The sequence below is a fragment of the Syntrophomonas palmitatica JCM 14374 genome (assembly GCF_001311885.1).
In the GTDB taxonomy this organism is placed as follows: domain Bacteria; phylum Bacillota; class Syntrophomonadia; order Syntrophomonadales; family Syntrophomonadaceae; genus Syntrophomonas_A; species Syntrophomonas_A palmitatica.
The window spans coordinates 194,637-220,486 of the sequence record NZ_BBCE01000001.1; the positions used below are offsets into that span (position 1 = coordinate 194,637).

Annotated in this window: 30 protein-coding genes, 2 pseudogenes and 1 other annotated feature; of the genes and pseudogenes, 16 read left to right on the plus strand and 16 right to left on the minus strand. The window is 47.7% G+C overall.

All coding sequences use genetic code 11. From position 1 onward, the window contains the following. Nucleotides 1-89: 89 nt before the first annotated feature. The 6 genes from JCM14374_RS01105 to JCM14374_RS01130 form a co-directional block, all read right to left on the minus strand. Nucleotides 90-1,028 (minus strand): thiamine pyrophosphate-dependent enzyme, encoded by a 939-nt coding sequence (locus tag JCM14374_RS01105; RefSeq protein WP_054692279.1) that lies wholly within the window; start codon nucleotides 1,026-1,028, stop codon nucleotides 90-92. 32 nt (nucleotides 1,029-1,060) lie between these two features. After that, a complete protein-coding gene (locus tag JCM14374_RS01110) occupies nucleotides 1,061-2,191 on the minus strand; it encodes a hypothetical protein (RefSeq protein ID WP_054692282.1) in 1,131 nt (376 codons plus the stop codon). Between the two features lie 4 nt (nucleotides 2,192-2,195). Continuing rightward, nucleotides 2,196-2,453: a 4Fe-4S binding protein gene (locus tag JCM14374_RS01115; RefSeq protein WP_054692398.1), complete on the minus strand. Its 258-nt coding sequence runs from the start codon at nucleotides 2,451-2,453 to the stop codon at nucleotides 2,196-2,198. 41 nt (nucleotides 2,454-2,494) lie between these two features. Continuing rightward, the gene (locus JCM14374_RS01120; protein ID WP_054692286.1) at nucleotides 2,495-3,037 is read right to left on the minus strand and encodes a 2-oxoacid:acceptor oxidoreductase family protein; all 543 of its coding nucleotides are present in this window, start codon (nucleotides 3,035-3,037) and stop codon (nucleotides 2,495-2,497) included. 44 nt (nucleotides 3,038-3,081) lie between these two features. After that, nucleotides 3,082-3,337: a binding site (T-box leader), on the minus strand. Between the two features lie 145 nt (nucleotides 3,338-3,482). Beyond that, the gene (locus tag JCM14374_RS01125; RefSeq protein WP_054692289.1) at nucleotides 3,483-3,932 is read right to left on the minus strand and encodes a L,D-transpeptidase family protein; all 450 of its coding nucleotides are present in this window, start codon (nucleotides 3,930-3,932) and stop codon (nucleotides 3,483-3,485) included. Between the two features lie 38 nt (nucleotides 3,933-3,970). Then, nucleotides 3,971-4,594 carry a L,D-transpeptidase family protein gene (locus tag JCM14374_RS01130; protein WP_054692292.1) on the minus strand — a complete coding sequence of 208 codons (624 nt, stop codon included), beginning with the start codon at nucleotides 4,592-4,594 and terminating at the stop codon, nucleotides 3,971-3,973. Nucleotides 4,595-4,760: 166 nt separating this feature from the next. Between JCM14374_RS01130 and JCM14374_RS01135 the strand changes: the two genes are divergently transcribed. The 5 genes from JCM14374_RS01135 to JCM14374_RS01150 all read left to right on the plus strand — a co-directional run bounded on the left by JCM14374_RS01135 (nucleotide 4,761) and on the right by JCM14374_RS01150 (nucleotide 8,368). Continuing rightward, nucleotides 4,761-5,177, plus strand: coding sequence for a MarR family winged helix-turn-helix transcriptional regulator (locus JCM14374_RS01135; protein ID WP_054692295.1), 417 nt, complete (start codon nucleotides 4,761-4,763; stop codon nucleotides 5,175-5,177). Between the two features lie 152 nt (nucleotides 5,178-5,329). Then, entirely contained in the window at nucleotides 5,330-6,469 is a 1,140-nt protein-coding gene (locus JCM14374_RS01140) for an acyl-CoA dehydrogenase (RefSeq protein ID WP_054692298.1), read from the plus strand. Between the two features lie 175 nt (nucleotides 6,470-6,644). After that, nucleotides 6,645-6,983 carry an electron transfer flavoprotein subunit beta/FixA family protein gene (locus tag JCM14374_RS15010; protein ID WP_278279204.1) on the plus strand — a complete coding sequence of 113 codons (339 nt, stop codon included), beginning with the start codon at nucleotides 6,645-6,647 and terminating at the stop codon, nucleotides 6,981-6,983. Between the two features lie 2 nt (nucleotides 6,984-6,985). Next, nucleotides 6,986-7,405, plus strand: coding sequence for an electron transfer flavoprotein subunit beta/FixA family protein (locus JCM14374_RS15015; RefSeq protein WP_278279208.1), 420 nt, complete (start codon nucleotides 6,986-6,988; stop codon nucleotides 7,403-7,405). A gap of 12 nt (nucleotides 7,406-7,417) precedes the next feature. Further along, nucleotides 7,418-8,368: an electron transfer flavoprotein subunit alpha/FixB family protein gene (locus tag JCM14374_RS01150; RefSeq protein WP_054692301.1), complete on the plus strand. Its 951-nt coding sequence runs from the start codon at nucleotides 7,418-7,420 to the stop codon at nucleotides 8,366-8,368. A gap of 70 nt (nucleotides 8,369-8,438) precedes the next feature. Here the strand turns inward: JCM14374_RS01150 and JCM14374_RS01155 are convergent, their stop codons facing one another. Further along, entirely contained in the window at nucleotides 8,439-9,332 is an 894-nt protein-coding gene (locus tag JCM14374_RS01155) for a C40 family peptidase (protein ID WP_054692304.1), read from the minus strand. 316 nt (nucleotides 9,333-9,648) lie between these two features. On the opposite strand from JCM14374_RS01155, the gene JCM14374_RS01160 reads away from it, so the two are divergent. Together JCM14374_RS01160 and JCM14374_RS01165 are read left to right on the plus strand one after the other, a co-directional pair. Then, complete coding sequence (locus JCM14374_RS01160) at nucleotides 9,649-9,831, plus strand: hypothetical protein (RefSeq protein ID WP_054692400.1); 183 nt, start codon at nucleotides 9,649-9,651, stop codon at nucleotides 9,829-9,831. A 25-nt stretch (nucleotides 9,832-9,856) separates the two neighbouring features. Further along, nucleotides 9,857-10,099, plus strand: coding sequence for a spore coat protein (locus tag JCM14374_RS01165; RefSeq protein WP_054692403.1), 243 nt, complete (start codon nucleotides 9,857-9,859; stop codon nucleotides 10,097-10,099). Nucleotides 10,100-10,194: 95 nt separating this feature from the next. Here the strand turns inward: JCM14374_RS01165 and JCM14374_RS01170 are convergent, their stop codons facing one another. From JCM14374_RS01170 to JCM14374_RS01185, 5 genes and pseudogenes are all read right to left on the minus strand, one after another. Continuing rightward, the gene (locus tag JCM14374_RS01170; protein WP_054692307.1) at nucleotides 10,195-10,986 is read right to left on the minus strand and encodes an ABC transporter permease; all 792 of its coding nucleotides are present in this window, start codon (nucleotides 10,984-10,986) and stop codon (nucleotides 10,195-10,197) included. Next, the gene (locus JCM14374_RS15020; RefSeq protein WP_054692311.1) at nucleotides 10,983-11,210 is read right to left on the minus strand and encodes an ATP-binding cassette domain-containing protein; all 228 of its coding nucleotides are present in this window, start codon (nucleotides 11,208-11,210) and stop codon (nucleotides 10,983-10,985) included. Before JCM14374_RS15020 ends, JCM14374_RS01170 begins: the two co-directional genes overlap by 4 nt. After that, nucleotides 11,211-11,285 (minus strand): annotated as a pseudogene (locus tag JCM14374_RS15905) (hypothetical protein); the annotation flags it as partial. Then, complete coding sequence (locus JCM14374_RS15025) at nucleotides 11,273-11,647, minus strand: ATP-binding cassette domain-containing protein (protein ID WP_054692315.1); 375 nt, start codon at nucleotides 11,645-11,647, stop codon at nucleotides 11,273-11,275. The gene JCM14374_RS15025 and the pseudogene JCM14374_RS15905, both read right to left, overlap by 13 nt. A 32-nt stretch (nucleotides 11,648-11,679) precedes the next feature. Then, a complete protein-coding gene (locus JCM14374_RS01185; protein WP_054692318.1) occupies nucleotides 11,680-13,272 on the minus strand; it encodes a DEAD/DEAH box helicase in 1,593 nt (530 codons plus the stop codon). A gap of 207 nt (nucleotides 13,273-13,479) precedes the next feature. Here JCM14374_RS01185 and JCM14374_RS01190 point away from each other — a divergent pair, with 207 nt between their 5' ends. Together JCM14374_RS01190 and JCM14374_RS14230 are read left to right on the plus strand one after the other, a co-directional pair. Beyond that, the gene (locus tag JCM14374_RS01190; RefSeq protein WP_054692322.1) at nucleotides 13,480-14,559 is read left to right on the plus strand and encodes a VanW family protein; all 1,080 of its coding nucleotides are present in this window, start codon (nucleotides 13,480-13,482) and stop codon (nucleotides 14,557-14,559) included. Nucleotides 14,560-14,706: 147 nt separating this feature from the next. Next, a complete protein-coding gene (locus JCM14374_RS14230; RefSeq protein WP_242848754.1) occupies nucleotides 14,707-15,117 on the plus strand; it encodes a glycosyltransferase in 411 nt (136 codons plus the stop codon). On the opposite strand, the gene JCM14374_RS15030 is transcribed toward JCM14374_RS14230, so the two are convergent. Continuing rightward, nucleotides 15,105-15,239 carry a hypothetical protein gene (locus JCM14374_RS15030; RefSeq protein ID WP_278279205.1) on the minus strand — a complete coding sequence of 45 codons (135 nt, stop codon included), beginning with the start codon at nucleotides 15,237-15,239 and terminating at the stop codon, nucleotides 15,105-15,107. The genes JCM14374_RS14230 and JCM14374_RS15030 overlap by 13 nt on opposite strands. Here JCM14374_RS15030 and JCM14374_RS14235 point away from each other — a divergent pair. Further along, nucleotides 15,225-15,794 carry a glycosyltransferase gene (locus tag JCM14374_RS14235; RefSeq protein WP_242848755.1) on the plus strand — a complete coding sequence of 190 codons (570 nt, stop codon included), beginning with the start codon at nucleotides 15,225-15,227 and terminating at the stop codon, nucleotides 15,792-15,794. The genes JCM14374_RS15030 and JCM14374_RS14235 overlap by 15 nt on opposite strands. Before the next feature lie 41 nt (nucleotides 15,795-15,835). On the opposite strand, the pseudogene JCM14374_RS01205 reads toward JCM14374_RS14235, so the two are convergent. Next, nucleotides 15,836-16,679, minus strand: a pseudogene (locus JCM14374_RS01205) (DegV family protein). Nucleotides 16,680-16,915: 236 nt separating this feature from the next. Between JCM14374_RS01205 and JCM14374_RS01210 the strand changes: the two are divergent. The 3 genes from JCM14374_RS01210 to JCM14374_RS01220 all read left to right on the plus strand — a co-directional run bounded on the left by JCM14374_RS01210 (nucleotide 16,916) and on the right by JCM14374_RS01220 (nucleotide 20,438). Beyond that, nucleotides 16,916-18,106, plus strand: a complete 1,191-nt coding sequence (locus JCM14374_RS01210; RefSeq protein ID WP_054692330.1) for an MFS transporter — start codon at nucleotides 16,916-16,918, stop codon at nucleotides 18,104-18,106. Nucleotides 18,107-18,221: 115 nt separating this feature from the next. After that, nucleotides 18,222-19,583, plus strand: a complete 1,362-nt coding sequence (locus tag JCM14374_RS01215) for an MATE family efflux transporter (RefSeq protein ID WP_054692333.1) — start codon at nucleotides 18,222-18,224, stop codon at nucleotides 19,581-19,583. A gap of 75 nt (nucleotides 19,584-19,658) precedes the next feature. Further along, on the plus strand, nucleotides 19,659-20,438 hold the full coding sequence (locus JCM14374_RS01220; protein WP_054692336.1) for an enoyl-CoA hydratase/isomerase family protein: 780 nt from the start codon (nucleotides 19,659-19,661) through the stop codon (nucleotides 20,436-20,438). A 68-nt stretch (nucleotides 20,439-20,506) separates the two neighbouring features. Here JCM14374_RS01220 and JCM14374_RS01225 read toward each other — a convergent pair whose 3' ends face one another. Beyond that, entirely contained in the window at nucleotides 20,507-21,694 is a 1,188-nt protein-coding gene (locus tag JCM14374_RS01225; RefSeq protein ID WP_369397257.1) for an acetyl-CoA hydrolase/transferase family protein, read from the minus strand. Between the two features lie 309 nt (nucleotides 21,695-22,003). After that, nucleotides 22,004-23,185: a CaiB/BaiF CoA transferase family protein gene (locus JCM14374_RS01230; RefSeq protein WP_054692339.1), complete on the minus strand. Its 1,182-nt coding sequence runs from the start codon at nucleotides 23,183-23,185 to the stop codon at nucleotides 22,004-22,006. Between the two features lie 158 nt (nucleotides 23,186-23,343). Here JCM14374_RS01230 and JCM14374_RS01235 point away from each other — a divergent pair, with 158 nt between their 5' ends. From JCM14374_RS01235 to JCM14374_RS01245, 3 genes are all read left to right on the plus strand, one after another. Beyond that, nucleotides 23,344-24,135, plus strand: a complete 792-nt coding sequence (locus JCM14374_RS01235; protein ID WP_054692342.1) for a glycosyltransferase — start codon at nucleotides 23,344-23,346, stop codon at nucleotides 24,133-24,135. Beyond that, nucleotides 24,129-25,040, plus strand: coding sequence for a glycosyltransferase family 39 protein (locus JCM14374_RS01240; RefSeq protein WP_054692345.1), 912 nt, complete (start codon nucleotides 24,129-24,131; stop codon nucleotides 25,038-25,040). Before JCM14374_RS01235 ends, JCM14374_RS01240 begins: the two co-directional genes overlap by 7 nt. Continuing rightward, nucleotides 25,007-25,850, plus strand: an 844-nt coding sequence (locus tag JCM14374_RS01245; RefSeq protein WP_157048886.1) for a hypothetical protein, incomplete at its 3' end; no start/stop codon positions are given. The genes JCM14374_RS01240 and JCM14374_RS01245, both read left to right, overlap by 34 nt.

Consider the following 25,850-nt stretch of genomic DNA (forward strand, 5'->3'; position numbering starts at 1 on the left):
CTTATACTGACAACTCAATAACTTGTCGCAATAAATATATATTCAGCATAAGCTAACAATTTCCTTTAAATATTTTGCATTAACGAAAACTAAATTGTAATCTTGGCCCGTTCCCGCATAAATGCGATTTCGCGATCGATATCACCCTGGATCTCAGCCATGCGCTCCGCGGCGTCAGGGCCTTTAAGCAGGCGGCTGAAACGCCCCTGTTTCATAAGGTATTCGTTCACCGGTTCAGCCTCTTTTTTACCGCTGATGATATGCGAGGTGGGGTTATTAAAGCTGATCTTGCCATTTTCCGCTTCCCATAACAACCAAGCGCCGCTGCGCACAGCCATACGGCTCATCTGCACGGTTTCAGGCATATCGAACTGCCAGCCCAAATAGCAGGGGGCGAGAATTTCGATGTATTTCATGCCCCGAATGCTTTTGGCTTTTACCACCTTGTCGTACAGGTCGCCGGGGTAAGCCACGGTGGCTGTAGCTACATAGGGAATATTATGCTCCAGCATCAGCCGGGCCATGTTTTTCTTGGGCTGGCGCTTGCCGGTAGGGGTGGTGGTAGTCCACGTGCCGCGCGGGGTGGCTCCGCTGCGCTGCACGCCGGTGTTGCTGTAAGCTTCATTGTTATAGCAAAAATGAATAATATTTTCGTTGCGTTCGGCAGCGGCAGAAAGTGCCTGAAAACCGATGTCATAAGTACCCCCATCACCCACCCAGCTAAACACCGTGGGTACCTCGCCCTGCAGACGGCCCTTCTCCTTCATTATTTCCACCGCGTGGATAATACCAGAAGCCGATGAGCCAGCCGAAGCAAAGGTTATATTAATACAGGGCCAGTTGTAGCCCAGCCGTGGGGTCATGCCCATACTGGCTACGGCGCAGGCAGGGGTCAGAAGCATAATGGCGTTTGGTCCCAAAGCCTTGCCCACGATACGCAGGGCCATAGTGGCAGGACAACCGCCGCAGGCTCCATTGCCGCTTAAAACCTGCTCATTATCCGGTAACTGTTTAATACTGGTAGTCATATCTATCCATTCCTTTCACGGTCTATGCCTTATTATTCTTCCATCATGGCACGAATCTCGGCGGCCATGAAACGGCGGGTCAAATCGATACCGCCTATGCCCATTACCCGGTTTTTGACTGTAACATCATTGCGTCGTCCAAAGAGTACGCTTTTCAATTCGGATGCCAAAATTCCTCCGGGATGGCCGAAGTTATAGTTGCGATCCAAGACCATCACCTGCGCATTTTTCGGTAAAGCATTAATTATATCCTCGGTCGGGAAAGGCAGATACAGCCTTGGTCTGAGCAGCCCCGCCTTAATACCCTGCTCCCGCAGGATATCAATGGAAAGTTTTAATTCTGCCGCCATACTGTTGACCGCAAAGGCTACCACTTCAGCGTCTTCCAGCCGATAGGTGTCAATAGTGTCACCATCCCACATACCGGTGATATCCTTGTATTCCTGGGCTGCCTGTTTGACCAGCGGGATAGCCGCCATAATATCATCGGACAGCATCTGGCGGAAAGGTGCGTATTCAGCCGCCATGGTCACATTGCTGAATGAAGAAGGGTTAGCCGGGTCAAGCCGCCATTCCGGTTCATACGAAGGCAGGAAACGGTCAATATCCTCCTGCGGCGGAAGGGTAAGGGGCATAAGGCAGTGAGAAATCGCAAACCCGTCAAAGTTAACCATGACCGGGATATTAATCTGTTCGGCTACTCGGAAAGCCTGCAAAATCGTATTGAATACCTCCTGGTTAGAGGAACAGTGATATTGAATCCAGCCGGTATCGCGCTGGGCAAATGAATCCTGATGATCGGCCCACAGCGTCCAAGGGGCAAATATCCCGCGGTTGACATTGCACATGACGACTGGCAGACGTCCGCCGGAAGCCATATGTAGAACTTCATGCATATACAGCAGGCCGTTGGCCGAGGTGGCTGTGAAAACCCTTGCGCCAGCAGCTGACGCGGCCACGGCAGCTGCCAGAACGCTGTGTTCGCCTTCCACCGGAATGAAGCGGGCGTCTATCTCTCCTTTTTCAGCCATGTCGGCCATGTATTCCATTATGGCGGTCTGAGGAGTGATGGGGTAGCCTGGCACAACGTCCACGCGGGCGTATTTTACAGCTAGAGCGGCGGCATTGGCGCCGGTAGCCATTATAACTTGTGCTGCTTTCATAGGCCTACTCCTCCTTTTCCATGCTGATTGCACCGGTGGGACATTCCTTGGCGCATACGCCGCATCCCTTGCAGTAGCGGTAATCAATGGTTATTTCGTGGCGATCTATTACCGCTTCCGGGCAGTATACCCAGCAAAATTGGCATTTGGTGCATATCTGATCGTTAACAACCGGACGGTGTACCCGCCAGGAACCGGTGTCGCCGCCGGCTCCCATCATCGGCCAAGAAATGGGCCGGTAGGCTTTTGTAACTGATTTCATTATTTCCATTCCTTTCACTTATCCAAATATAAAACGGACCGCTATGCGTTAACCTGTTTAACACTGTTATAAGCCTTGGCAGCCGGCCCCAGATTGCGTTCGCCGCTTTTGCCCGGCCATTTGTTCATAATGGTTTGTTCCATAATATTTTGCGGGATACTCAACACCCGGCATACCGCGCCAAACAAGGGAATATTGATCAGGGGACCGTCGGCGGAAAATAATCCGGCTTCGCGGGCAATACCTTCAGCATCTACCTGCCAGGTAGGGTGCTTATCCACAGCCACCGCCTGGGGAGCATTGATGATTACGGTGCCAGACTCAATAATACCTTCGCCAACCGCAGCTTCAGTAAGTTTGTCACTCATTACTACCACATAATCCGGCAGTTCACATTGGCTGTGCGCATGGATAGTGGTGGGGGATATGCGCACTGCTGCCCGTACCGGCGCTCCGCGGCGTTCTACCCCGAAGAAAGGCAGGGCCTGTCCCTGTTCACCGTTTTCCAGTGCCGCCTGCGCCAACAAATGGGCCAGTGTAACAGAACCCTGCCCCCCAAACCCGTTGATTCGTAATTCTAACATGATGTTTCTCCTCCTTGACAAAAAAATAAACCCCTCGCCCAGAACTCTGAGACGAAGGGTTTAACTCCGCGGTACCACTCAAATTAACGGCCCATGCCGTTCACTCCATCAGGATGCGGGATCAATTGATCCGATATCCCCTTCCTTTTAACGGCGAAAGTACCGTCCGAGCTACTTTCTGAAATGATTTCGGTCGGCAACTCCAGGGTGAGTTCTGCTTGCCTCTTCGACCGCCTCACACCAAACAGCGGTTCTCTACAGCCCAAGGATCAGCCTACTATTCCCTTTCATCGTCATTTTGCATATTGCATTTATTATACTGACACGCTATTTTTCTGTCAACATTTCCTGTAAGATTAAGGCTTCGGCCACCTTCAAGCGGGTAAATGAAAAGCATTGAGTCTCTTACATTTTCTGTCTCACATCACACGTTACATTTTACTTCTTACGGAATCATTCCCATAGCCCGATAAGTAGCTTCATCCATTTCGCCGGTGGCAGGCAGGTCGTGCCAGACCTGATAGTATTTCACCGCCAGTTCAGTCATGTTTCCGTATCTCCCGTCGGCTCGATCCATAACGATTCCCAATTCTTTTAAACGGCTTTGCACGTATACTACCCGCTGTCCGCTCATACCTTTTTTGATTTTAACCGGTTTGAGATTGGGAGAAAACATTTTGCCGTTATTAACAATACGCACGGTCGTTCCCCATGGTACCAAGGGATACAGTTCTTCCACCTGACGGTTAAACATGCGGATGCAGCCGTGAGAAGCATAACTTCCTATAGAATAAGGCTTGTTAGTGCCATGTATGCCGAAAATTCCCCAGGGAACATTCAACCCCATCCAGCGGGTACCAAAACCGTTGCCCCAGTTCACACATTTTTGCGCCACTTTCCATTCTCCCAGGGGTGTAGGGGTTTCACTTTTCCCTACGCTACCGGGTATTCTTTCACAACCTTATTGTTTTCATCATAAAGGGTTAACTTGCGCGTAGCCACATCTATCACAATCAACATACGCGCCTCTTTCTCCTGCCCTTTATCGCTGATACAGGCTTCTGCCTCCGGAGAAAACATCAGAGCCTTCCATACCGGTTCAGAGACTATACCATCATCTTTAAGCCCATGAGCGATCTGGAAAAGACGCACTGTTTGGGCTGTCGCGGGTGAATATACCCCATCAGGTATGATGTCATAACCCAATTCCCGCAGACGGGCCTGCACCATCCAGACTGATTCCCCCTGTATACAGGGATCAGTCAGGTAAAGGGCCGGAAAATCCGTTCGATCCACACGTGGTGCTTCCTTAACTCCTGTCGGTTGTTTTGGCTTAACCTGGCGGGAAACAACATCCTTGACTGAATTTTTTTCATTATCCTGGTTCTTGCATGGCGGACATTTTTGCTCACAATTTGTTTTTTGCGGGCAGGAGCAGTTTGGCTTATTTTTTTCATTTACTGCCGCACCCGTAAAATTGCCCTGAAAAGAAAATATAAATGCCATTATCATAATACAGCTGGTGAAGACCAGCAGATTACGCCGTTTTTTATACATTCCCAAACCTCCGCTAATATTATTAGTCCTAGTATGAGAACCGGGAGTTAAATTCATTCAGGTTATGACCACCAAAAACACTTGTTTGCCGTCCCCTATATAAATTGATAAAATAAAAAGTGAACAAATTCCGATAATTTATTACCTCTGCAGGGAGTGAACCAGCTTGGAACTGGATCAATGCTTAAATTTTGTCTTAACCAAAGCGCAGCAATCCATACATCAGCTTTTCAAAGCGCAATTAGCGCCTTTTGGGGTAACTCCCGGGCAGTATGCCGTACTTAAGTGCCTCTGGGACGAGGATGGTAAAACCGCCAAACAAATAGCCGAATTGCTTTTTCTGGATGGCTCCACCATAACCGGCATCCTGGACCGTATTGAGCAAAAAGGCTTTATAGTAAAACAGGTCGATCCCCGCGACCGCCGCGCCATACGTGTAATGCTGACCGAATCCGGCCGCAATTTAGAAGAACCATTAACCCAGGCTATAATTGAAGCCAATCAGAAGGCCCTCGCTAATTTTTCCGATATTGAAGGAGAATCACTCAAAAACCTTCTGCACAAACTAAACCCGGGGTCGTAAATACGGGTTCCAGAATAATGACTCAAGCTGACTCCGGCTTTTATCTCTAAAATATCTGTTCGGTATATTAGTTGGTATACAAATTAATTGTTGACAAAGTATTTTTTCTTGCCTTAAAATTCAAAGCAAGAATGATAAAGGAGCGTGGGACAATGGATTTTAAACTAAGTGAAGAGCAAGAACTGGTTCGCCAGAATATGCGGGAATTTGCCATGAAGTATGTAGATCCCATTGCCGCTGAGATTGATGAGAACAGTCGTTTTCCGGCTGAGGTAGTAGCAAAACTGGGTGAAATGGGCTACATGGGCATGCCTTACCCGGTGGAATTCGGAGGCAGCGGAACCGATTACGTTACCTATGCCCTGGCTGTTGAAGAACTTTCCAAATCGTGTGCCGCTACTGGTTTTACCATGTCGGTGCATACCAGCCTGGCACTGGGTCCAATCAATAATTTCGGCAACGAGGAACAAAAGAAGAAATTCCTGACTCCCTTATGCCAGGGTAAACATCTGGGTGCGTTCGCTCTGACCGAACCCGGCGCCGGTACTGATGTGGGAGCAGCAACTACCACTGCGGTTTTGGATGGTGACGAATATGTTTTAAACGGCACCAAAACCTTCACCTCTAACGGGCCAGTGGCTGACACGTTTGTTACCTTCGCTTGGACTGATAAATCAGCCGGTTCCAAAGGCATGAGCGCCTTTATCGTCCCCAAGGATGCCCCGGGGCTGCGGGTGGGCGAGCATTTCATGAAAATGGGCATCCGCGCTTCCCAGACCTCCGAGATTATTTTTAAGGACTGCCGCATCCCGAAAGCCAACCTCCTCGGCGAAGAAGGACAGGGCTTGAAGATTGCCATGAACTGCTTCGACCACGGGCGCATCGGCATAGCGGCTCAAGCTGTCGGTATTGCCCAGGCCGCCCTGGAAGAATCCATCCGGTACGCCAAGGAACGGGTCCAGTTCGGTAAACCGATCGCTAAAAACCAGGCTGTTCAATGGTGGATTGCCGATATGGCCACCGACATCACCTGCGCGCGTTTCCTGTACATGCAGGCTGCCTGGCTCAAAGACCAGGGACTGCCGTTTACCAAAGAAGCTTCCATGGCCAAGGTGTTTGCGGCGGAAATGTGCATGAAACACACTATCAAGGCTGTACAGATCCATGGCGGTTATGGTTATATCAAAGGCCAAAAGGTAGAACGCCTGATGCGCGATGCCAAAATAACCGAAATATATGAAGGCACTTCCGAAGCCCAGAGGATGGTAATCGCGAATAACCTATTGAGATAGGGTGATTAACCACAGATGAACACAGGTTTTTCACAGATACACACAGATGGTTTCTTTTTAAACATCAATTTGCCGAATGGCTTAACTGCAAAAGAAAACCAATAAAAATGATCAGGTTCAATTGTATTTAATTCAGCGTTCTCAGCGTCTATTTTAAATAAACAGGGGTGATTCTGTGCTGAGGATTTTAAGTTTGTTCAAATGGGTAGCAGATGAGGCTTATGTTAAAGCCAGCACCTCCGGAGAACTTGACCTGTCCTTTGCCGAATATAAAATCAGTGACTATGATAAAAACGCCATTGAGGAAGCGGTACTTTTGGCGGAAAAATATGGCGGCACTGTGGCTGTGGCTACTGTGGGCCTGCCCGAAGACACTAAAAGTATTAAGGATGCCCTTTCCCGCGGACCGGAAAAAGCTTATTTCATAAATGATGCTGATTTTTCCGGCCTGGAACCTTCCCAGACCGCTTCACTCCTGCACAGGCCATTTCCGGCCGGATTGAGTACGACCTAATCATCTGCGGGGAAGGTTCCGCCGACCTTTATGCCCAGCAAGTAGGCCCGCGCCTGGCGGATAAATTGGGGATTCCCTGTATTTGTTATGTGCAAAAGATTGAGATACAAGGCAATACGGTAGTAGCTGAACGGAAAACAGATGAAGGAGCGGAACTGGTATCCTGTCCCCTGCCGTTGCTGGTATCCGTAGTTCCTGACATTAATACCCCGCGCATACCGGGATTGCGTGATACCCTGGCCGCCGGCAAAAAACCAGTGGTTTATATTGAAAAGAGTGAACTTAATGGTGATTACTCCCCACGCCTGCAGACTATCAACGCCAGGGCATCCAGCATAAGGCGCAATGTGCGCAAGTTCAGTCCTGACCTCTCAGGCATTAAAGAATTCGTTGCTGAGATGAAAAAACTGGGAATTGTATAGGGGGGTGTGACTGTGGCAGGTATATGGATTCTGGCAGATAATCTTACAAACAGCCAGGAATTATTATTTGCGGGGAAATTGCTGGCGGAAAAAATAAAGCATCCTCTGGCCGCTTTTTCCTGGCAGGAGGAAAATAACCAGGCTATGATTGATTGCGGCGCTGATGAGGTCCTGTGCCTCCCGCCCCTGGGAGAAGGAGAATCCCTGGATGCTTATATTCAACCCATAATCGATTATGCCTTGCAGGACAAACCGGAAGTTATATTGGTAGCAGCCCGGCTGCAGTTAAAAGTGCTGGCGGCCCGTATCGCCAGCCGGTTGGATACGGGTTTGATAAGCGACTGCCACCGTTTGCAATGGAATTCTGAATTAAACTGCCTGGAGGGCCAGAGGTCCATTTTGGGCGGCAGCGGCGTTGAAACCGTCTGCTGTCCAAATAAACCATCCATGGCTACCATTGCGCTGCATGCCTTTGAGAAAGCGTCCCCGCAGCCTGGCCGGGAAGGCAAAGTAACCAGGCTCTCTTCCTCCGGGACATCTCCCGTAAAGATACTGGAAAAGCGCGCCAAAGCCAAAGAGGGCAGCGATATAGGCGGCGCGCAGCGGATAGTGTGCGTGGGACGCGGGTTTGAAAAAGAAGCAGACCTGGCTATGGCCAGGGAACTGGCTGAGCTATTAGGAGCTGAACTGGCTTGCACCAGACCCATTTCACAGGAAATGCACTGGATGTCGGAAGACAGATGTATCGGCCTTTCAGCCCGGCAGGTAAAACCCGATTTCTATATAGGCCTTGGAATTTCAGGGCAAATACAGCACCTGACCGGGCTGCGTGATGCCAGGACCATATGCGCCATAAATAATGACGAGTCGGCGCCTATATTTGGTGCTGCCGACTACGGAATCGAGGGCGATCTTTATGAAGTGCTGCCGTTAATGATTGCCGAGCTTAAAAGTCGTTCATAGATATCAGTTTGCGTAGGATATTCATAGCAAAACAGCCCTCCCTTATGATAGAGGGCTGTTTTGCATTTGTTTAGAATCCCTGCGGCAGATTGCGGGGCATGATTACCGGTCCCGGAGTCATCTTATAAACAGCCGGAATAACCGGTCCGGTTGCCGTATATGAAGCTCCTGCCGTATAAGCTGAAGACGGCAGCACTCTGCGCACGCCTTCTAAATGGTGCCCGTACCAATAGTTGAAGCTGGTGGTAATGCCTATGGCGGTGGGATTTCCTTTAACCGTATGTATTATGGCCGGTTTACCGTTAAGCTTACCCATATAGATGGCCACGTGGCCTATATAGCGGTTGCCGGAACTGTCTTCTTTCCAGAAGGTAAAAATATCTCCGGGTTTCAGTTTATCGACTCCTACCAAAACATGTTTCGTGGAACTGCCGGTTTGGTGTTTTGCATATACGCCGCTTACACTCCGTCCCACCGTATTATACTTGCGGGCCGCTGAGGTTATCGAGTAACCAAAATCCTTGTAAACCAGGGATACGAAGTTTGAACAATCAATATATCCGCTGGTGGCATATTTGCTGTGACCATAAACCATATAACCATATTTCATATACCATATGGCTCTGGCCACCAGAGCCTGGGCGGGGCTATTGTCATAATTGGCGCGGAAAGCAGATACTAATGTCGTATCAGCCACTGGCGAAATACTGCTTGCGGCCAGAACGACCGGTTCCTCTTCCTCCTCGTTGTCAGGTATTACCTGATCGTCCTGCTGTCCTCCATTGTCAAAATCTGTCTGGTCAATGATGGGTATGACGGTTCCATCAGGAAATGTAACCGCAGTTTGAGATATGGCTGAAGCGCCTGCAGAGGTATTAATGTCATAAGCGTAGAGCGCGGGGGCGGGTACGAAGAGCAATAAGGCTAATAATGCCAAAGTCATAGCAATAGTTTTCCTGGCCAATGCTGTATCCTCCTTCCCAAAAATAGAGCATAAAACCTGCTTTAATACTTATTGCGTTAAAACTCCAAAATGGCCATTTGGAAACCTGGCTTGTGATACTGCACCAGGTATTAATATTAATGGTTCTACTTCCAGTCCAATATACCTCTATGTAAATGTTGCCAATTAGGACCATGGGCACTTTTTCAGCCTCAATTTCCCTGTTCTCGTAGCAGTAATTTTGTATATTTTCTCTGCCCAGGCTGAATATGAATGCAGAAAACAGACAAGCTATATTTGTGCAGAAATCCAAACATTAGAAAGGAGCAATGGAAAAATGACTGTTAATCTCTTGGAACTGCAGAACCTGCGTCATCTTATCGGCGCTCACGAAACGGCGGAGAAGAAGCTCAACTTTTATGCCGAACAGTGCAGTGATCCCCAGGTGAGACAAATGTTCCAACAGTCGGCCCAATCAGCCAGCCAGACTCGTCAAAAACTAATGTCATTTTTAAGCTAAAGGAGATGAAACGATGCCAAACCATATGCAGGATAAAGAAATGGTAAATGACGTGCTGTCAATGATTAACAGCAGTTTGACAAATTACGCCACTGTGATAAGCCAGTCATCCAATCAGCAGCTGCGGCAGACCCTGCAACAAATCAGAAATTCCGATGAACAGTTCCAGTGGCAGCTGTACCAGATGGCTGAACAAAAAGGGTTTTACAAGAGTGCGGCTCAGGCCAGCTCTCAGGAAATACAACAGGTAAAAGGCCAGATTTCCTAAAAAGCACACCACATTATTACAGAGTATTAAAACCCGGGGTCAAAAACCCCGGGTTTTCCATACATAATGGTGTCAACTATTATTTTCTATTAACTTTACCGCATAGTATCAACCAAAGCCTGGTCCATATTAAACATACGCTTATATGACAGGCCCACAATAAGCAGGCAGCCGATAGCTACGGCAGCGGCAATCATAACCTGCACCACAAACTGGTAGCGCACCGCAGAAACCGGGTCCATACCCGCTAAAATCTGTCCGGTCATCATGCCGGGAAGACTCACTATGCCTACTACCATCAAGGAGTTAATAGTGGGCATCATTCCTGCCGCCACAGCCTTTTGCGCATATTGCACTACCGCCTCCCAGGGACTGGCCCCGAAACACAGCAGTTGTTCGACCTGATCCACATGGGAGTTGATTTCCGCATACATGCGATCCAGGCACAGGGCTATGGCATTCATGGAGTTTCCCAGCAGCATACCGAAAATAGGTATCATAATCTGAGCTGAGTACCAGGGATGCGGGGAAATAATCAATGCCACCACTATAATGCCCACGACAAAAGTACTGGCTGTAAGGGAAAAAAACGATGCCAGGGCCGGATTATATGGTGCTTTGTTAATGCGATGGGTAGCTTCACGGCTGGCTATATAACATTGCAGTAATAATACGGCAATAATCACCGGCAGCCAGTTCAGCTTGAATATGTAGTTTAAAACATAACCAATCAGGGTCAACTGGATAAAGGCCCGCGCTGTTCCCCAGACAAGATTTTTAAGCAGTCCCAGCTTGAGAAAAACGGAGATTAAACCGGTTATCACAACCAGACTTACACTGAATAACAACTGCCAATATGAAATGGCAACATAACCGCTGTTGCTCATGTTCTCTCCCCCCTGGCCTTTATTGTCAAAACCATATTATTGTCAAATTCATCCGGGGCTTCATCCTGATGAGATACTAAAACGATAGCGCGCGAATCTGTTTCCCTAACCCACGATCTTAACAACGCCATCAAACGTATGCGGCTATTACCGTCCAGATAAGCAGCGGGCTCATCCAGAAGCAAGACCTGGGGTTCGATTAATAAGGCCCGTATTAAAGCCATACGAGCGGCCTCTCCCCCGGAAAGGGTCGCGGCATCCTGAGTTAGCAGTTGACGGGACAGACCTAATTCATCCAGGTAAAATTCCGTTTGTTAATATCAAGAATTTTATCCTGCAGGCTTTTTAATCTGAACGGAATTTTTAGATTATCCTCCATCGTACCTTTAAAAATCACCGGTTTCTGAGAAACATAGTGCACCTTGGTTCTCCATTCCTGGGGAGAAAAGCCAAGCCATTCCTGTTCGTTCAGATAAACCGTTCCACCCTGCGCTTCCAAAAGCCGAGCCAGGGTTTTCAAAAGGGTTGATTTTCCGCTTCCCGATTCACCCTTCAGGGTAAGTACACTGCCGGAGGGGACGTTTCCCGTCTCCATGACGTAGCGCCCATCTCCGCCTTCAAAATAGCGCCGCAGGTCTTCAAACCTCAAAACTGAATTCATCCCCACTCCCCCTTCAGGCTGGCGAAATGGTTCTAATTTAAATGTTCTTGCGTTCCCTTGCCTTGATGCCCACTGCGGGCCGCCGGTTTTTTTCGAGGTCCTTTGAATTTGTAGGAAGCGGCATAAACCTCATCAATTCGGTCCATTGGCACTTCTACATAACTGCAATTGCGTTGAATCTCGATATCGCCTATCTGACCAGCTTTAAGCGTAGTGCCGTTTACCAGCATTTCCACCAGGCGGCGCGGGTTCATGCCTTGAGAACGCCCCAGGGGCAGTTCTACATGGGCCCGCATATTATCAGGAATATCCTCTTCCATCTCCATGTGCAATTCCATGCTTTCCAATTCAGGTTCATCTTCAGCCAGCATTTTCAAAGCCGCCGCCATGAAACGCTGGGCCTCTTCGCTATTGATTATTTCCTGCGCTAATTGGTCGTAAATTCCCAGCGGATTCTGGCTGGCCTGGTTAAGACGTTTTAAAAGCCGCTCCTTTTGGTTGTGCCAGGCAGTCTCAGAAGACGGTAATTCCGTCCGGCGCATTTTCTTTCCTATATGATGTTCAATACTTCTTAGAAGCTTGATCTGATGCGGTTCAACCAGGCTGACCGCTATGCCGCTGCGGCCAGCCCTCCCGGTTCTGCCTACGCGGTGGATGTAGCCATCCAGATCCTCTGGCAGATCAAAATTAATAACGTGGGTAATATGTTCAATATCCAATCCGCGTGCCGCTACATCAGTAGCTACAAGTATTTTTGTCCTTCCCTGACGAAAACGCAGCATTACATTATCCCTCTCTTTTTGGGACATATCTCCATGCAAGGCATCCGCGGGATATCCTTGACGGTTAAGAATACGCGCCAATTGATCCGCACCCTTTTTGGTCCGGCAAAAAACCAAGCTGACCTGGGGCTGTTCCAAATCAAGTATACGGCAAAGCACCTGTACCTTCTGGCGGTAATCCACCAGATAATAGCATTGCTCCAGAATGGCGATAGTTTTCTCCTCAGGTTCAATCATCACCACCGCCGGCTCCAGCATAAATCTCCTGGCCAGATTGCGGACCTCTTCAACCAAGGTAGCGGAAAAAAGAAAGGTTTGTCTCTCGCGGGGACATTCTTCCAAAACCTTTTCAATGTCCGGCAAAAAACCCATATCCAGCATTTCGTCAGCTTCATCCAAAACCAGGTATTTCAAACTCGCTAAATTAATGCTTCCACGCCGCATGTGATCCAGCAAACGTCCCGGAGTACCCACCACAATTTCCGGATGTCTATGCAGGCCTCTGAATTGCAGTTCAATAGATTGCCCGCCGTAAACCGCCAGGACGTTAATACGCATGATTTTCCCCAGTGAGGCGATTTCCTCGCAAACCTGCACCGCCAGTTCCCGGGTGGGACACAGGACCAGGGCCTGTAAGCCTTGTCCCTTTTGCACCTTGTTTAATATAGGTATGCCGAAAGAAGCTGTTTTACCTGTGCCTGTCTGGGCCTGACCCATAACATCCCGGCCCGCGATTGCCAGGGGAATGGTCTGAACCTGTATTGGGGTAGGGGTTTCATAACCCTTTTCATCTATCATTTTCAACAGGTCGGTTTTCAATCCCATTTGGTAGAAATCAAGCATTATTTATAGTTCTGCCTCCTCTGAATAGCCATTGTTTAATTTATTTATTATAGCACAAACATTAAAGGTCGTCTTAATCAGCGACCTTTCCGCCCACCTTTTATGAATATTCGTTTTGTTGCCTGTCAAGAATTAAAAACAGCCCCGTAATATTTCTGCCTTCCCGGCATATAATTTGGGAGCTAAATTTTGCGGAAGGAGACCAAAATGAGAGCAAAAAGAGTTGTCGCCTGCCTATTAATTATTTATCTCTTATCATGTATCAATATGCTGGCTGTAGCTGAGGAATATATTCCCCCAGAGCCGGTAAACCAAAACAATGGTCAGGCTGTGCAGATGCAAAAACCCCTGAAGATTTATATCAATCATGACGAATATCCCCTGCGTTTTCTGGCTTTTATTGATTCCAGTGAGAATGCCCTGATTGCCTTAACCGATTGCCGCCTGCTTTTTGATGCAGATATGCAAATTGATGACCAGAAGCAGGTTGTCATACATAAAGCAGATAAAGAGCTGATATTGAAACCTGACGAATATATTCTCTTCTCATCAGCCACTCCGGTGCATTTTCCGGGCATATCTGCATCACGCTTGGAAATCATATATTTACCTCTGAGTAAGGTAGCTAAAACCTGGGATGTAAAAATGCAGTACGATCCGGCTAACGGCAGGGTTACACTTACATTTCCGTATACAGGCGCAGATACAGCTAAAAGTCCCGTAGTCAGCGACCAACCCAATCTGCCGCCTCAGCTCCCTATCTGGGGGGATTTGAAGGCTGTTCCGGCTATGTCAGGATTATGGCCCGATCAAGAAATTATAGGCGGATATTATACCACCCTCATCAACAGCAGCGCTAATCGTAACAGCAATATCGTTTTGTCCTGCGGCAAGCTTAATGACAGCGTGATTAAGCCCGGGCAGATTTTTTCCTTCAATGCGGTGGTAGGAAATAGAACCGCGGCGGCAGGCTACCTGCCCGCGCCGGTATTCTCCGGCAAGAAGATTGTGACCGGTATAGGGGGCGGTGTCTGCCAGGCTTCTACCACTCTTTATAATAGTGCCCTGCAAGCGGGTATGAAAATAGTTGAAAGACATCCTCATTCGCTGGCGGTGAAATATGTCGCGCCCAATCACGATGCCACGGTTTCTTATGGAAGCGCAGATTTAAAATTTCGGAATTCACAGGACTATGCAATAAAAATCCTGGCTCGTGTCTATAATAATTATGTGGTCATGGCTATTGCACGTTTACAGCCTGATGGCAGCGGCCCCTCAGGGTATTAGCGACCGATTCAGGCACGGCCGCAGGTTAACACTGATTATCAGTTTTTATCGCACTCAGCCCCTGATCAAGCAATTATCATCTCCGGTAGTGATCTGCAAAGATGAGGAGCAGAGTGGAGATTAGAGCGATAGACAAGGAGTTAGAGTATGAAGATAGCGCTTTTAGCACCGATAGCCTGGAGAACCCCGCCGCGCCACTATGGACCCTGGGAACGGGTAGTTTCTTTGCTGGCGGAAGGCCTGGTGGCCAAAGGCATAGATGTGACGCTTTTTGCTACCGGCGACTCCATGACTTCAGGCAGCCTGGATTATATTTGTCCTTTTCCATACGAGGAAAACCCCGGTATTGACCCTAAAGTCTGGGAAGGACTGCATATAGCGCATTGTTTTGAACAATCTCATCATTTTGATTTGATTCATAATCACTATGATTTCTTACCGCTTTGTTTTAGCCGTTTAGTTAAAACTCCGGTATTGACCACCATCCATGGTTTTTCCTCGCGCAAAATCCTGCCCGTATTCCGGGAATATAACCGCGACAACTATTATGTTCCATAAGCGATGCGGACCGCAGTCCCGATCTGGATTACCTGGCTACGGTTTATCACGGCATTGACCTGGACGAGTTCAGTTTCCAGGCTCAAAGCCAGGACTACCTGCTGTATTTGGGCCGTATCCATCCCGATAAAGGCACAGGTGAAGCTATTGAGATCGCCCGCCAGTGCGGAAGGCAGCTGCTGATAGCCGGAATAATCCAGGACAAGGCTTATTATAACCAGCGCGTGGCCCCTTATATTGATAACAAAAATGTAATCTATCTGGGTTCGGTAGGTCCCGAAAAGCGCGATGAATTATTGGGCGGAGCCTATGCCCTGCTGCACCCCATACATTTCGATGAACCCTTTGGATTGTCGGTTATAGAAGCGATGGCCTGCGGGACTCCGGTTTTAGCTTTTAACCGAGGTTCAATGCCGGAAGTTATCAAAAACGGGCAGAGTGGTTTCCTGGTAAACAATGTTAAGGAAGCCTGCCCCATGATAGATGCTATAGCTGGTATCAGGAGAGAAGACTGCCGCCGTCATGTAGAAGAACGTTTTTCCCGTGAACGTATGGTCGATGACTATCTAAATATCTACGAGCATTTGCTGACCGAAAATATTGCCCGGCCACATCATTATTATGCCCCGGTCAACAGTATGATCAATGCAACGAACTTTAACCGTCCCCAACAATGATTCAAATCACAAGCAGTCCGTGTTATCCGCATCTATTTACCCTAACTCAGGAAAAAGACCGAATAAGTTCCGGCACCCACGTGCGATCCGATTACCGCCCCAATTTCTGATATCAAAAATTCACGGCACCCAAACTTTTCCTCAATTAAATGCTTTATCTCCATAGCTCCGGCGTAATCATCGGAATGGTTGATGCCAATCAGCTGATCGGAAAGGTTCCTGCCCCGCTCCTTCATTATCTCCAGAAGTCTCTTTTTGGCCTTTTTCTCCCCGTGTACCTTTTCCAGGGGATGTATTTTCCCATCAACAAAATGACAAATCAATTTAATGTTTAACAGGCTGCCCAATGCCGCGGCAGCAGCTTATTCTTCCCCCGCGCTTGAGCATCTCAAAATTACCTACAATGAAAATGTGCTGCATATGACTGATATTATCTTGAATTTCGTTTATAATCTCATCTTTGTTCCTGCCCGCAGCCAGGGCTCGGGCTGCCCGCACCACTGTCAGGCCATAACCTACCGAGGCGCTCAAGGAATCTATTACCGTAATCCGTTCAGGGTTTACCATATCCCGGGCCAGGCAGGCTGATTGGTAAGTTCCGCTCAAACCTGAAGAAAAAGCGATATAAATAATTTCATCATCGCCATCACTCATAACCTTTTCAAATTCCTCTTGATAAATGGCTGGCGGTATTTGAGCGGTGGTAGGAATAATATCGGGTTGGGCGATCATCTGATAAAAATCGGGCGGTTCCAGATCCAGACGGTCATAATAAACCTGATCTTTAATAGTGGTTGATATGTAAAAAAGTTTTACCCCAAGCCCTTCGACTAACTCCCGGTCAAGATCACAGGCATTGTCAGCATACAGGCGTATCTTACCCATAGTACTCTCCCTTCCCCGTTAGATAACCAGCAAACACGTATCATCACAGGTTCAGCATTATTATTATACACCAGGGTGTTTAACTGTGCATGGCTAATAGCTGAAGCTTTGCCGTCATTATTACCTGCAGGCTGATTAAAACATTATATTATGACTCTTTGCTATTTATTGCAATAAATACTACAATAACAAAATGCAAACCTTATCAGCTGAAGATTTTCCCGAGGAGAATGACCATGTCATGCCTAAATAACAAACTATTGGGACCGCTGGGGCTTTTTGTGATTGCCAGTCTTTTTATGGGCTTGTATTCGGGGCTTTATGATCCTTCTTTTAATAACTACCTGGCTCAAGTGCATAATATCAGCGAAGTAGCCCGCGGAGGGTTGGAATTTCCCCGTGAGCTGCCGGGTTTTTTGGTGGTTTTCATTTTTTCCGCCCTGGCTTTTCTCCCCGATACACGCCTGGCCCTGCTGGCAGCGGGTTTGGTAGGATTGTCTTTGTGGGGGCAGGGTTTTCTGGCTCCTGGGATAAAAAGCGTTGTGTTCTGGATGTTCTTATGGAGCTGCGGCACACATCTGTTTATGGTTTTAAAATCCTCCATCGGATTGCGCCTGGCGGATAAAGGCAGCGAAGGACGCTTGCTGGGTCGTTTGGGAGGCTATGAATCCTGGGGGGCCCTGACGGGTATGCTGGTGGTCTACTGGGGAGTATCAAAGTTTCATCTTGATTTTTCTGTTATTTTTGGCATCTCGGGAACCTGCGCCTTGCTGGCGGCCCTGGCCTTGTTTTTCATCCATCCCCAACCTATTAAACGTCCGCCGCGTTACCTGATGTTTAAGAAAAAATATGGGTTGTATTATCTGCTGAGTATGCTTTTCGGGGCGCGCAAACAGGTCTTTCTTACCTTTGGTCCCTGGGTTTTGATTAAGCTTTTCGGTTCGGGAGTCAAGACCTTCGCCCTCCTGGGCTTGATAGGAACCGGCCTGAGTCTGTTTTTCCGTCCCCTGCTGGGCCGGGCTATAGATGCCTGGGGAGAACGGGTTATAATTGCAATTGAATCATTGCTCTTGTTTGCCATCTGCCTGTTATATGCTCTCGCTCCTCGCTATTTCGGCCACCAAACCGGGCTCTTGATAATCATGGTCTGCTTTGTTACCGATCAGGTACTGATGGCAGTTACTATTGCCCGTACTACTTTTTTAAATCGTATCGTGGATGACCCCGGTGATTTGGGTCCTACCATATCGATGGGTCTTACCCTGGATCACGCTGTTTCCATGAGCGTGCCTTTTGCGGGAGGCTTGCTGTGGGCGGTTTGCGGTTATCAATGGGTATTTATTGCTGCAGCGGTAATTGCCCTTATAAACCTGGGGGCTTCGTTTTTTATCAGCCGGCCTCGAACCCTGTCCGGTATCGTTGGGTAAAGGGGGGCTGAAATCTGGTTTTAATCTGCAACGTTTTGTCTTATCCCGCAGTTGAAATATTTGATAATACTGTTAAACTGCAGGTATTTAAATTGTTATAATCGAGGTAAATTTTATGGACGAAAAAACGCGCCGTTTAGGGGAAGAAAAAGTATCGAATTTATTATGGCAGTTTTCACTGCCGTCTATTGTTGGTACTCTGGCCAGTTCCGCATATGTGATTATAGACCGGGTTTTTGTGGGACAGGTGGTAGGCGCTGACGCTATTGCCGGTATGTCGGTTACCATGCCCATATCCTTTGTATTAATGGCTTTTGGTATGCTGGTGGGAATAGGTTCGGGAGCCCTTATTTCGATTCGCCTGGGCGAAGGCAAACGTGAAGAAGCTGAATCTATCCTGGGTAATGCGTTTTCTCTAGTTTTAATTATTGCGGTAGTCGTCAGCAGCCTGTTTTTACTGTTTCTGAATCAGGTCTTAACCCTGTTTGGCGCGAGCCCCGCCATTCTCCCTTACGCCAGGCAGTTTATAGGCATTGTTCTTTTAGGTTCGGTTTTTCAGTATATCAGTTTTGGCCTGTCAAGTGTTATTCGCGCCGAAGGCAATCCCCGCATGGCTATGTATGTAGTCTTAATCAACGCCGGAATTAATATTATATTAGATTTTGTTTTTATTTTCTTTTTGGGTTGGCAGGTTCGCGGCGCGGCTATTGCCACCATCATATCCCAGGCAATTTCCGGGTCTATCGTATTATGGCATTTTCGCAGTTCCCGCAGCGTTCTGCGCTTGCGGTTGAAGAATATGAAAATTAAGCCTGAAATTATACGTGGAATAATCTCGATTGGCATGGCGCCTTTTGCTATGCAGCTGGCCGCCAGCATCGTTAATACCCTTTTCAACCAGGATCTGGCGCGTTATGGCGGAGACGCCGCCATCGGTGCATACGGTGTCATCAATGCGATTATTGTCTTTCTGGTTATGCCGGTTATAGGCATTAATATGGGCGCGCAGCCAATTATCGGATACAATTACGGAGCCCGGCGCTACGACCGCGTTTTAGAAACCTTAAAAGATGCGATTATCGCCGGCACCTTGATAACCAGCGCTGGTTTTATAATAATGGAACTCTTCCCCCGCCATCTCGTAGGTTTTTTCACCAGGGACGCGCAGTTGCTGTCAATCGGAACTCATGGTATGCGTATTATTGTAGCTATGCTGCCCGTGGTAGGTTTTCAAATAATCAGCGGCAACTTCTTTCAGGCCATCGGCAAGGCGCGCAAAGCTTTAATACTGACTCTGCTGCGGCAGGTAATAGTGCTGATTCCCGCATTGATAATACTTCCCCGTTTCTTTCAGCTGAACGGGGTATGGTTCGCCGGTCCGGTAGCCGATGGTATAGCCACTTTAATTACCTTGATTGTACTATTGCCCGAAGTCCGTTCCCTGAAATCCCGATGGCGTGACGTGGCTGAAGAGTAATAAGTTGAATGGATAAAGGTAATATTATACAAACGTCGAATATCCTAATTAAACATTTACGGGGGAGATGAGAAAATGTCCTATGACAGCTATGAAACTTTGAAGATCGAGATGCTGGATAATGACATTATGCTGCTTGGCCTTAACCGCCCGGGCAAACTTAACGCCGTCAGCAAACAGATGCTTGATGACTTAGAGGATTTGTGGAAAAAACTACGAAACGATTTTAAAACCCGTGTGGTTATCCTGCGCGGTGAAGGTGAAAAAGGATTCTGCGGCGGGGTGGATGTGAAAGAAGGCTTAACTCCAGATCTCATGCATCTGCCGGGCTTTTATGAATACCAGGTGCGATTGGCTGAACTGCAGCTGCTAATGCGCAAGATTCCCCAGCCTATAATTGCCTTAATTCACGGGGCGGCGGCCGGAGCCGGTTTCAGTTTTTCCCTGGCGTCCGATATAAGAATAATCACACCTGATGCCAGGTTCTCGGCTTTTTATATTAATGTGGGTCTGGGCGGAGCAGATATGAGTTCGAGCTATTTCCTGCCCCGTCATATCGGTACCGGGCGCGCTTACGAATTCTTGCTCACCGGGCGATTTATGAACGCTGAAGAAGCTATGAATTTAGGCTTTGCTTCCCGTTGTGTTCCTAAAGAAGAATTATTGGACACCGCCCTGGATATGGCCAAAGATATCGTTGCCAAAGAATTTATTCAAATCAGGCTCACCAAGGAAGCCATCAACGCTAACCTGGACTGCGCAGGTCTGGAAAGAGCTCTTGATATGGAGAACCGCAACCAGGTCTTGCTGGTTATGCACAACATGGACAAAGGCAGAGAGCGGCCCTTTGGATAAAAACAAAAAGCCTGTGCGTTGACTTTTCAAGTCGCGGCACAGGCTTTAATTTTCTATAAATATGAAACCTATTCGATCTTGTTGGTTTTTCTCCAGATACCTAACTTCTCGGCTTCTTTAACTAATTCATCCTGGAATTGCGGGTGGGCTATTTTTATCAGTTCTTCAGCTCTCCACCAGGTAGGTTTGGCTCTCATTCTGACCGCGCCGTATTCGGTTACGATATAATCCACCATTTGACGGGGAACAGTGGTTATGGATGCCGGGGCAAAGGTTGGCACTATACGCGAACGCAGGTTGCCTTCTTTATCCTTGTAAGTAGAAGCCAGGCAAATAAAGCTCTTTCCTCCTTTAGACCACTGGGCGCCGAGCACAAAGTCCCACATTCCGCCATTACCCGAAATCTGAGCTGTATTGCTGCTTTCCGCGTTTACCTGGCTGAACAGATCAACTTCCACCGTGTTTACAATTGAAATAAAGTTGTCTAATTGCGCTATTACCCTGGGTTCATTGGTATATGTTACGGGATATGACGCGCAAGCGGGATTCTCGTTCAGGAAATCATACATACGCTGGCTGCCGATGGCAAAGGTGTAGGCGACGCGCCCCCGGTCAATGTTCTTGGCCATGCAGTTCATGCGTCCAGCTTCCATCATATCTACATAAGCATCAACAAACATTTCCGTATGTCCGCCGAGCTTCTTTAAGTCTGATTGAGCGATAGCGGTTCCAACCGCGCCGGGCATGCCGCCTATTCCTAATTGTATACAGCAGCCGTCATGAATAAACTCCATAATATGTTTGGCAATAGCCCAGTCAACCTCATTAGGTTTTATGCCTGGGAGATCGGGCAGCATTTGATCATCGGGCGCTTCTACTATATAGTCAACCATGGAAATATGCACCGATTCTTCAGCGCCTCCCAAACATTTCGGCTGGTTCTTGTTTACCTCTACTATAACGGTATCCGCAACTTCCATGTTGGCAAGGGTCTCAGAATTCTGAGGTCCCAGGTTAAAATAGCCGTATTTATCCATAGGGCAAACCTGGGCAATAGCCACATTACGGTGCGGAGCTATACCATCCCTGTACAGGCGGCAGGCATCATGATAGAGGATGGGGACATAATTACAAAGGCCATAGGATTGAAGTACACGGGAAATTTTGCTGAATTGCCAGTCGTTGTAGATAAAACTGTCCTTGACCTTTGCGGTTTCCGGGACTGGAGGGACGGTAACCGCTGAATAAATTTGCACATCTCTGAGGTCGGTTCTGCGAGCCAGGGCCTGGTCGACAACTACAGGTTTGCCGCAAAAAAACCGTAATCTACAATGTCTCCTGATTTGACCACTTTGACTGCTTCGTCTGCACTGACCAGTTTTTGCTTATACTCTTGTGAATACATATGATACTAACCCCCCAAAATATTTTTCTATATGGAATGCGTGGCAAAACCTGTACGCATAACCATCAATTTTATCTTTCTATGAGTTGTATGAATTTATAGACAATTTAAAGGCCAGAATATCTACCCTTCCTTTGCCTGTGATTCTGTAACAGCGAGGTTAAATAATACCGCGGCTTTTAAGGTCTAGAATTTCACTCTCTCTGTATCCCAGAGCCCCTAGGACTTCTTGATTGTGCTGGCCCAGTTCGGAAAAGATAAGATGAATTTCACCCGGAGATTCAGACATTACGAAAGGCAGGCCGGTAAGATGCAATGAATGGTTAGAAGAACGAAAATCGGGTATGGTTTTAATTAGGTCCCGTGCTAATATTTGCGGATGAACACAAATTTCTTCAAGATTTAATAAAGGACTAAAACAAAAACCAGAATCAGAAAAAAGCTGTTCCCATTCATCACGCTTACGAGTTAAAAACTGGGCTTGGATATCTGCATATATCCCCTCCTGTCTGCTTAAATTCCATTGCTGTTCACTATATTCAGGATAACCCATGCGTATGCAGAATTCCTGCCAGAACTTGCCTTCTACCGCTGCCAGGCTAACATAGCCGCCATCCTGCGTCTGGTAAATGTTGTAACAGGCATAGGCTCCCCCCAGCAAAGATTCACCCCGCTGAGGCATATTGCCGTTAGCGGCCCAGTCTGCCAGGGGTTGAACCATAAAACTTATAGCCCCATCCAAAATTGACACATCGCAGAACTGGCCCTGACCGCTTTTTTCTCTCTGAAATAACGCCATCAATATCGCGGTTACAGCATACATTGAACCACCTGCCAGAGCAGCCATGGTAAGAGGCGGAACAACTGGTTTCTGGCCTTTTATCCCGTTTAACAGAGCCATTCCCGCAAGGCTTTGAAAATTCAAATCATGTCCGGGAGATTCTCTTAACGGACCATTCTGCCCAAAACCGCTCAATGCGCAGTAGATTAAACCAGGATTAATTTGTCTGAGGGTTTCGTAATCCAGACCCAGCCTGTCCATCACCCCGGGCCTGAACTGCTCGATTACCACATCGCTTTCAAGCGCCAGCTTCTTAAAAATCTCCTGACCTTCTCTTTGGCGCAAATCCAGGCTGATGCTCTTTTTATTGCGGTTTAGCAGGTAAAAAAGCGCCCCCACCCCTTCAATAAGAGGGGGTTGGTATCTTGCAGGGTCCCCGCCGTGCGGATCTTCTATCTTGATAACCTCAGCCCCGTAATCAGTCAGCACCTGTGTGCAAAAAGGCCCGGCCAACACCCTGGACAGATCCAATACCTTGATTCCTTGGAGAGGAAGAGCCATAGAGCCGCCCCCTGATTTTGTATTTGAACATTATTACTTATTTTTATTCGTCACCGGCTTTGAAAGTCCTCCCATTTTCACTCTAAAAAATCATCCCTGGAGCATTAGATGCCCAAAATCAGGAGATACTTGTCCTATAACCAGGGAGGATTAGGAGCATGCCAGGACAATTACTTCGCTTTGGCCTTACCGGCTTAATTAATACGTTAATGGATTTCGGTATATTTAATATTCTGTTGTTTTTTACCGGAGCTGCAAGCAGTTTGGCCATTGGCCTCATTAACATTGTGGCAATAGGTATGGCAGCTGTTAACAGCTATTTCTTAAATCAATGCTTCACATTTCAAACTAAGACTAAATCCCACTTCTCACAGGGCCTGCGTTTTGCCGCCGCAACTATAATGGGCTTATTCATAAACACCCTGGTTGTCATCTTTGCGACCCATAATCTGCACCTATTCCCGTATCCCAACTATATAGTCCTTAATCTCAGCAAAATTTTAGGGGCAATATTATCAGCATCCTGGAACTTCTTGACTTATCGTTTCTGGGTGTTTCAAACAGCCGGAAGCGAAGCTTCCTGGGGGAAACAGGAGACCGTAGAGGGACTGACCAGCATCATCATTCCTGCCTACAACGAAAGCCAGCGTCTTCCCGCCCGTTTAGAACAACTGGCCCGCATACTCCCCTCTTATTTCCCGGTCGAAATAATCATTGTTGATGATGGCAGCAGCGATAATACCTGGCAGCTTTGCGAAGCGATCAGGCATCATTATGATTGCATATCATGCCTTTCTTATTTCCCCAATCAGGGCAAGGGCAAAGCGGTGCGCACCGGCATGAAATCCGCCCGGGGCGAATTTCTGATTTTCACAGATGCGGACTCTACGTTTGATATTGAACATATAAAACAAGTGGCAGAATGTCTCCATCAGGCCATTCCGTGGTAATTGCCAGTCGTTTGGCCGCAGGTCTGGGACGTGCAGACGGGGAATCGATTATTAGGCGTCTAATGGGAAAAGCCTTCAATTTAATGGTACAGGCTCTGGTACTGCCTGGCATCCGGGACAGCCAGTGCGGTTTAAAGGGTTTTCATTACCAGGCCGCGCGGCCAATTTTTTCCCGTCAGCGTTTGAATGGTTTTGCCTTTGATGTGGAAGTACTTGCCCTGGCACGGGCTCTAAAAATACCGATTAAAGAACTGCCGCTTCGAGTAAAGGATTGTCCAGGCAGTACGGTAAACCGGATCTTAACGCCTTTGCAAATGGCGGTGGACATCATTTATCTAAAATTGGCCTTTTTTATTAATGAGTACAGACTGCCAGGAGGCTATCAGCCTTTACGTGAAGCCGCTACGATCATGACGCTATTTTTCGCTGCCCTGGCATTACGGCTGCCGTGGCTTTGGGAAATTCCTCGCTTTATCGATGAGCTGAAGGAAGTACGTTTAAGCTACCTTATTTTCACCGGACAGGCCTTGCCCCTGCACAATGCCGCTCATGACATAGGCGCCATGCACAACTATATCCTGGCCATTATCTTCAAATTGCTCGGGCCGGGAATATACTGGCCCCGGCTCTATGTGGCCTGCTGCTCGGCTTTGACAGTGATAGTGGTATACCTTCTAGGCCGTATACTATTTGGAAGAACCACCGGGCTGCTGACATCAGTTTTCTTAATGTTCAACGGAATGAACATCCTGACTAGCCATATGGCCTGGGCTAATTGCACTACACCGTTTTTTTTCACGCTGGCAATGCTTTCAACCATTCTGGCGGAACAAAAAAGAAACGGCTGGTGGCTGGCCGCAGCCGGTTTATTATGGGCAGCTCCCTGCAAACCCATTCTTCGGTAATCATATATATCGCCATTGTCTCTGTTTATGTGGCACGTCCCGCTTTCCGCAGCTATACTGGTTTAAATCTCAAGTGGTACTGGTTGTCTGCCGTACTTTTTTTGCTGGGTTACGCCAATATGATTTATTTTAACCTGACCAGTCATGGCGGAAGTATTCGCTGGCTGAGCAACAAGGGTTATGCGCTGGAGCAGCATTTGAGTTTATCATCCTACCTGACCAATGTTTTAAATATGATTACCCAAATACTACGCAGCCTGGGTTCTAATTACGGAAGCCATGAACATTTATGGCAATACCTTAACCACCCTACTTTCCTGCTGGCTGTTTTATTGCTTGTTTTTGGCATAAGCCTGGCCGCAAAAAAAGGAAGCCCTGCTCTGCTTCCGGTTTGGATTATTGCCGGTACTCTGATTATAATGCCGCTGGTTAATAAGCGTTTTGTTTTTTACCTGGCCACCCGATATACTATGCCGGTTCTGATTTGCTGCATGCTTCTGGCAGGCCAGGCGGCGGCGCACATATTTAGGCAGATGCCGCAATATCTCGGAGACAGAAAATACTTGGCGCCTCTAAGTCTAAGTCTGGTTGTTTTATTGGCAGCCTGCCAGTTTATACCTTATAGTTATTACTGTATAAGCCACCTGGGAAGCAATGAGTCCAACCGCATGACTCTGCAAGCTTTGAATCTGGCCTGTGAAATGGCACGATATGACAAACGTCTGATCCTGCTGGATAAATCGCTGCCTATAGAAAATCAGCCTCTTCCGTATCTTATGAGCCTGGTATCCCAGCCCTACCGGGAAGTAA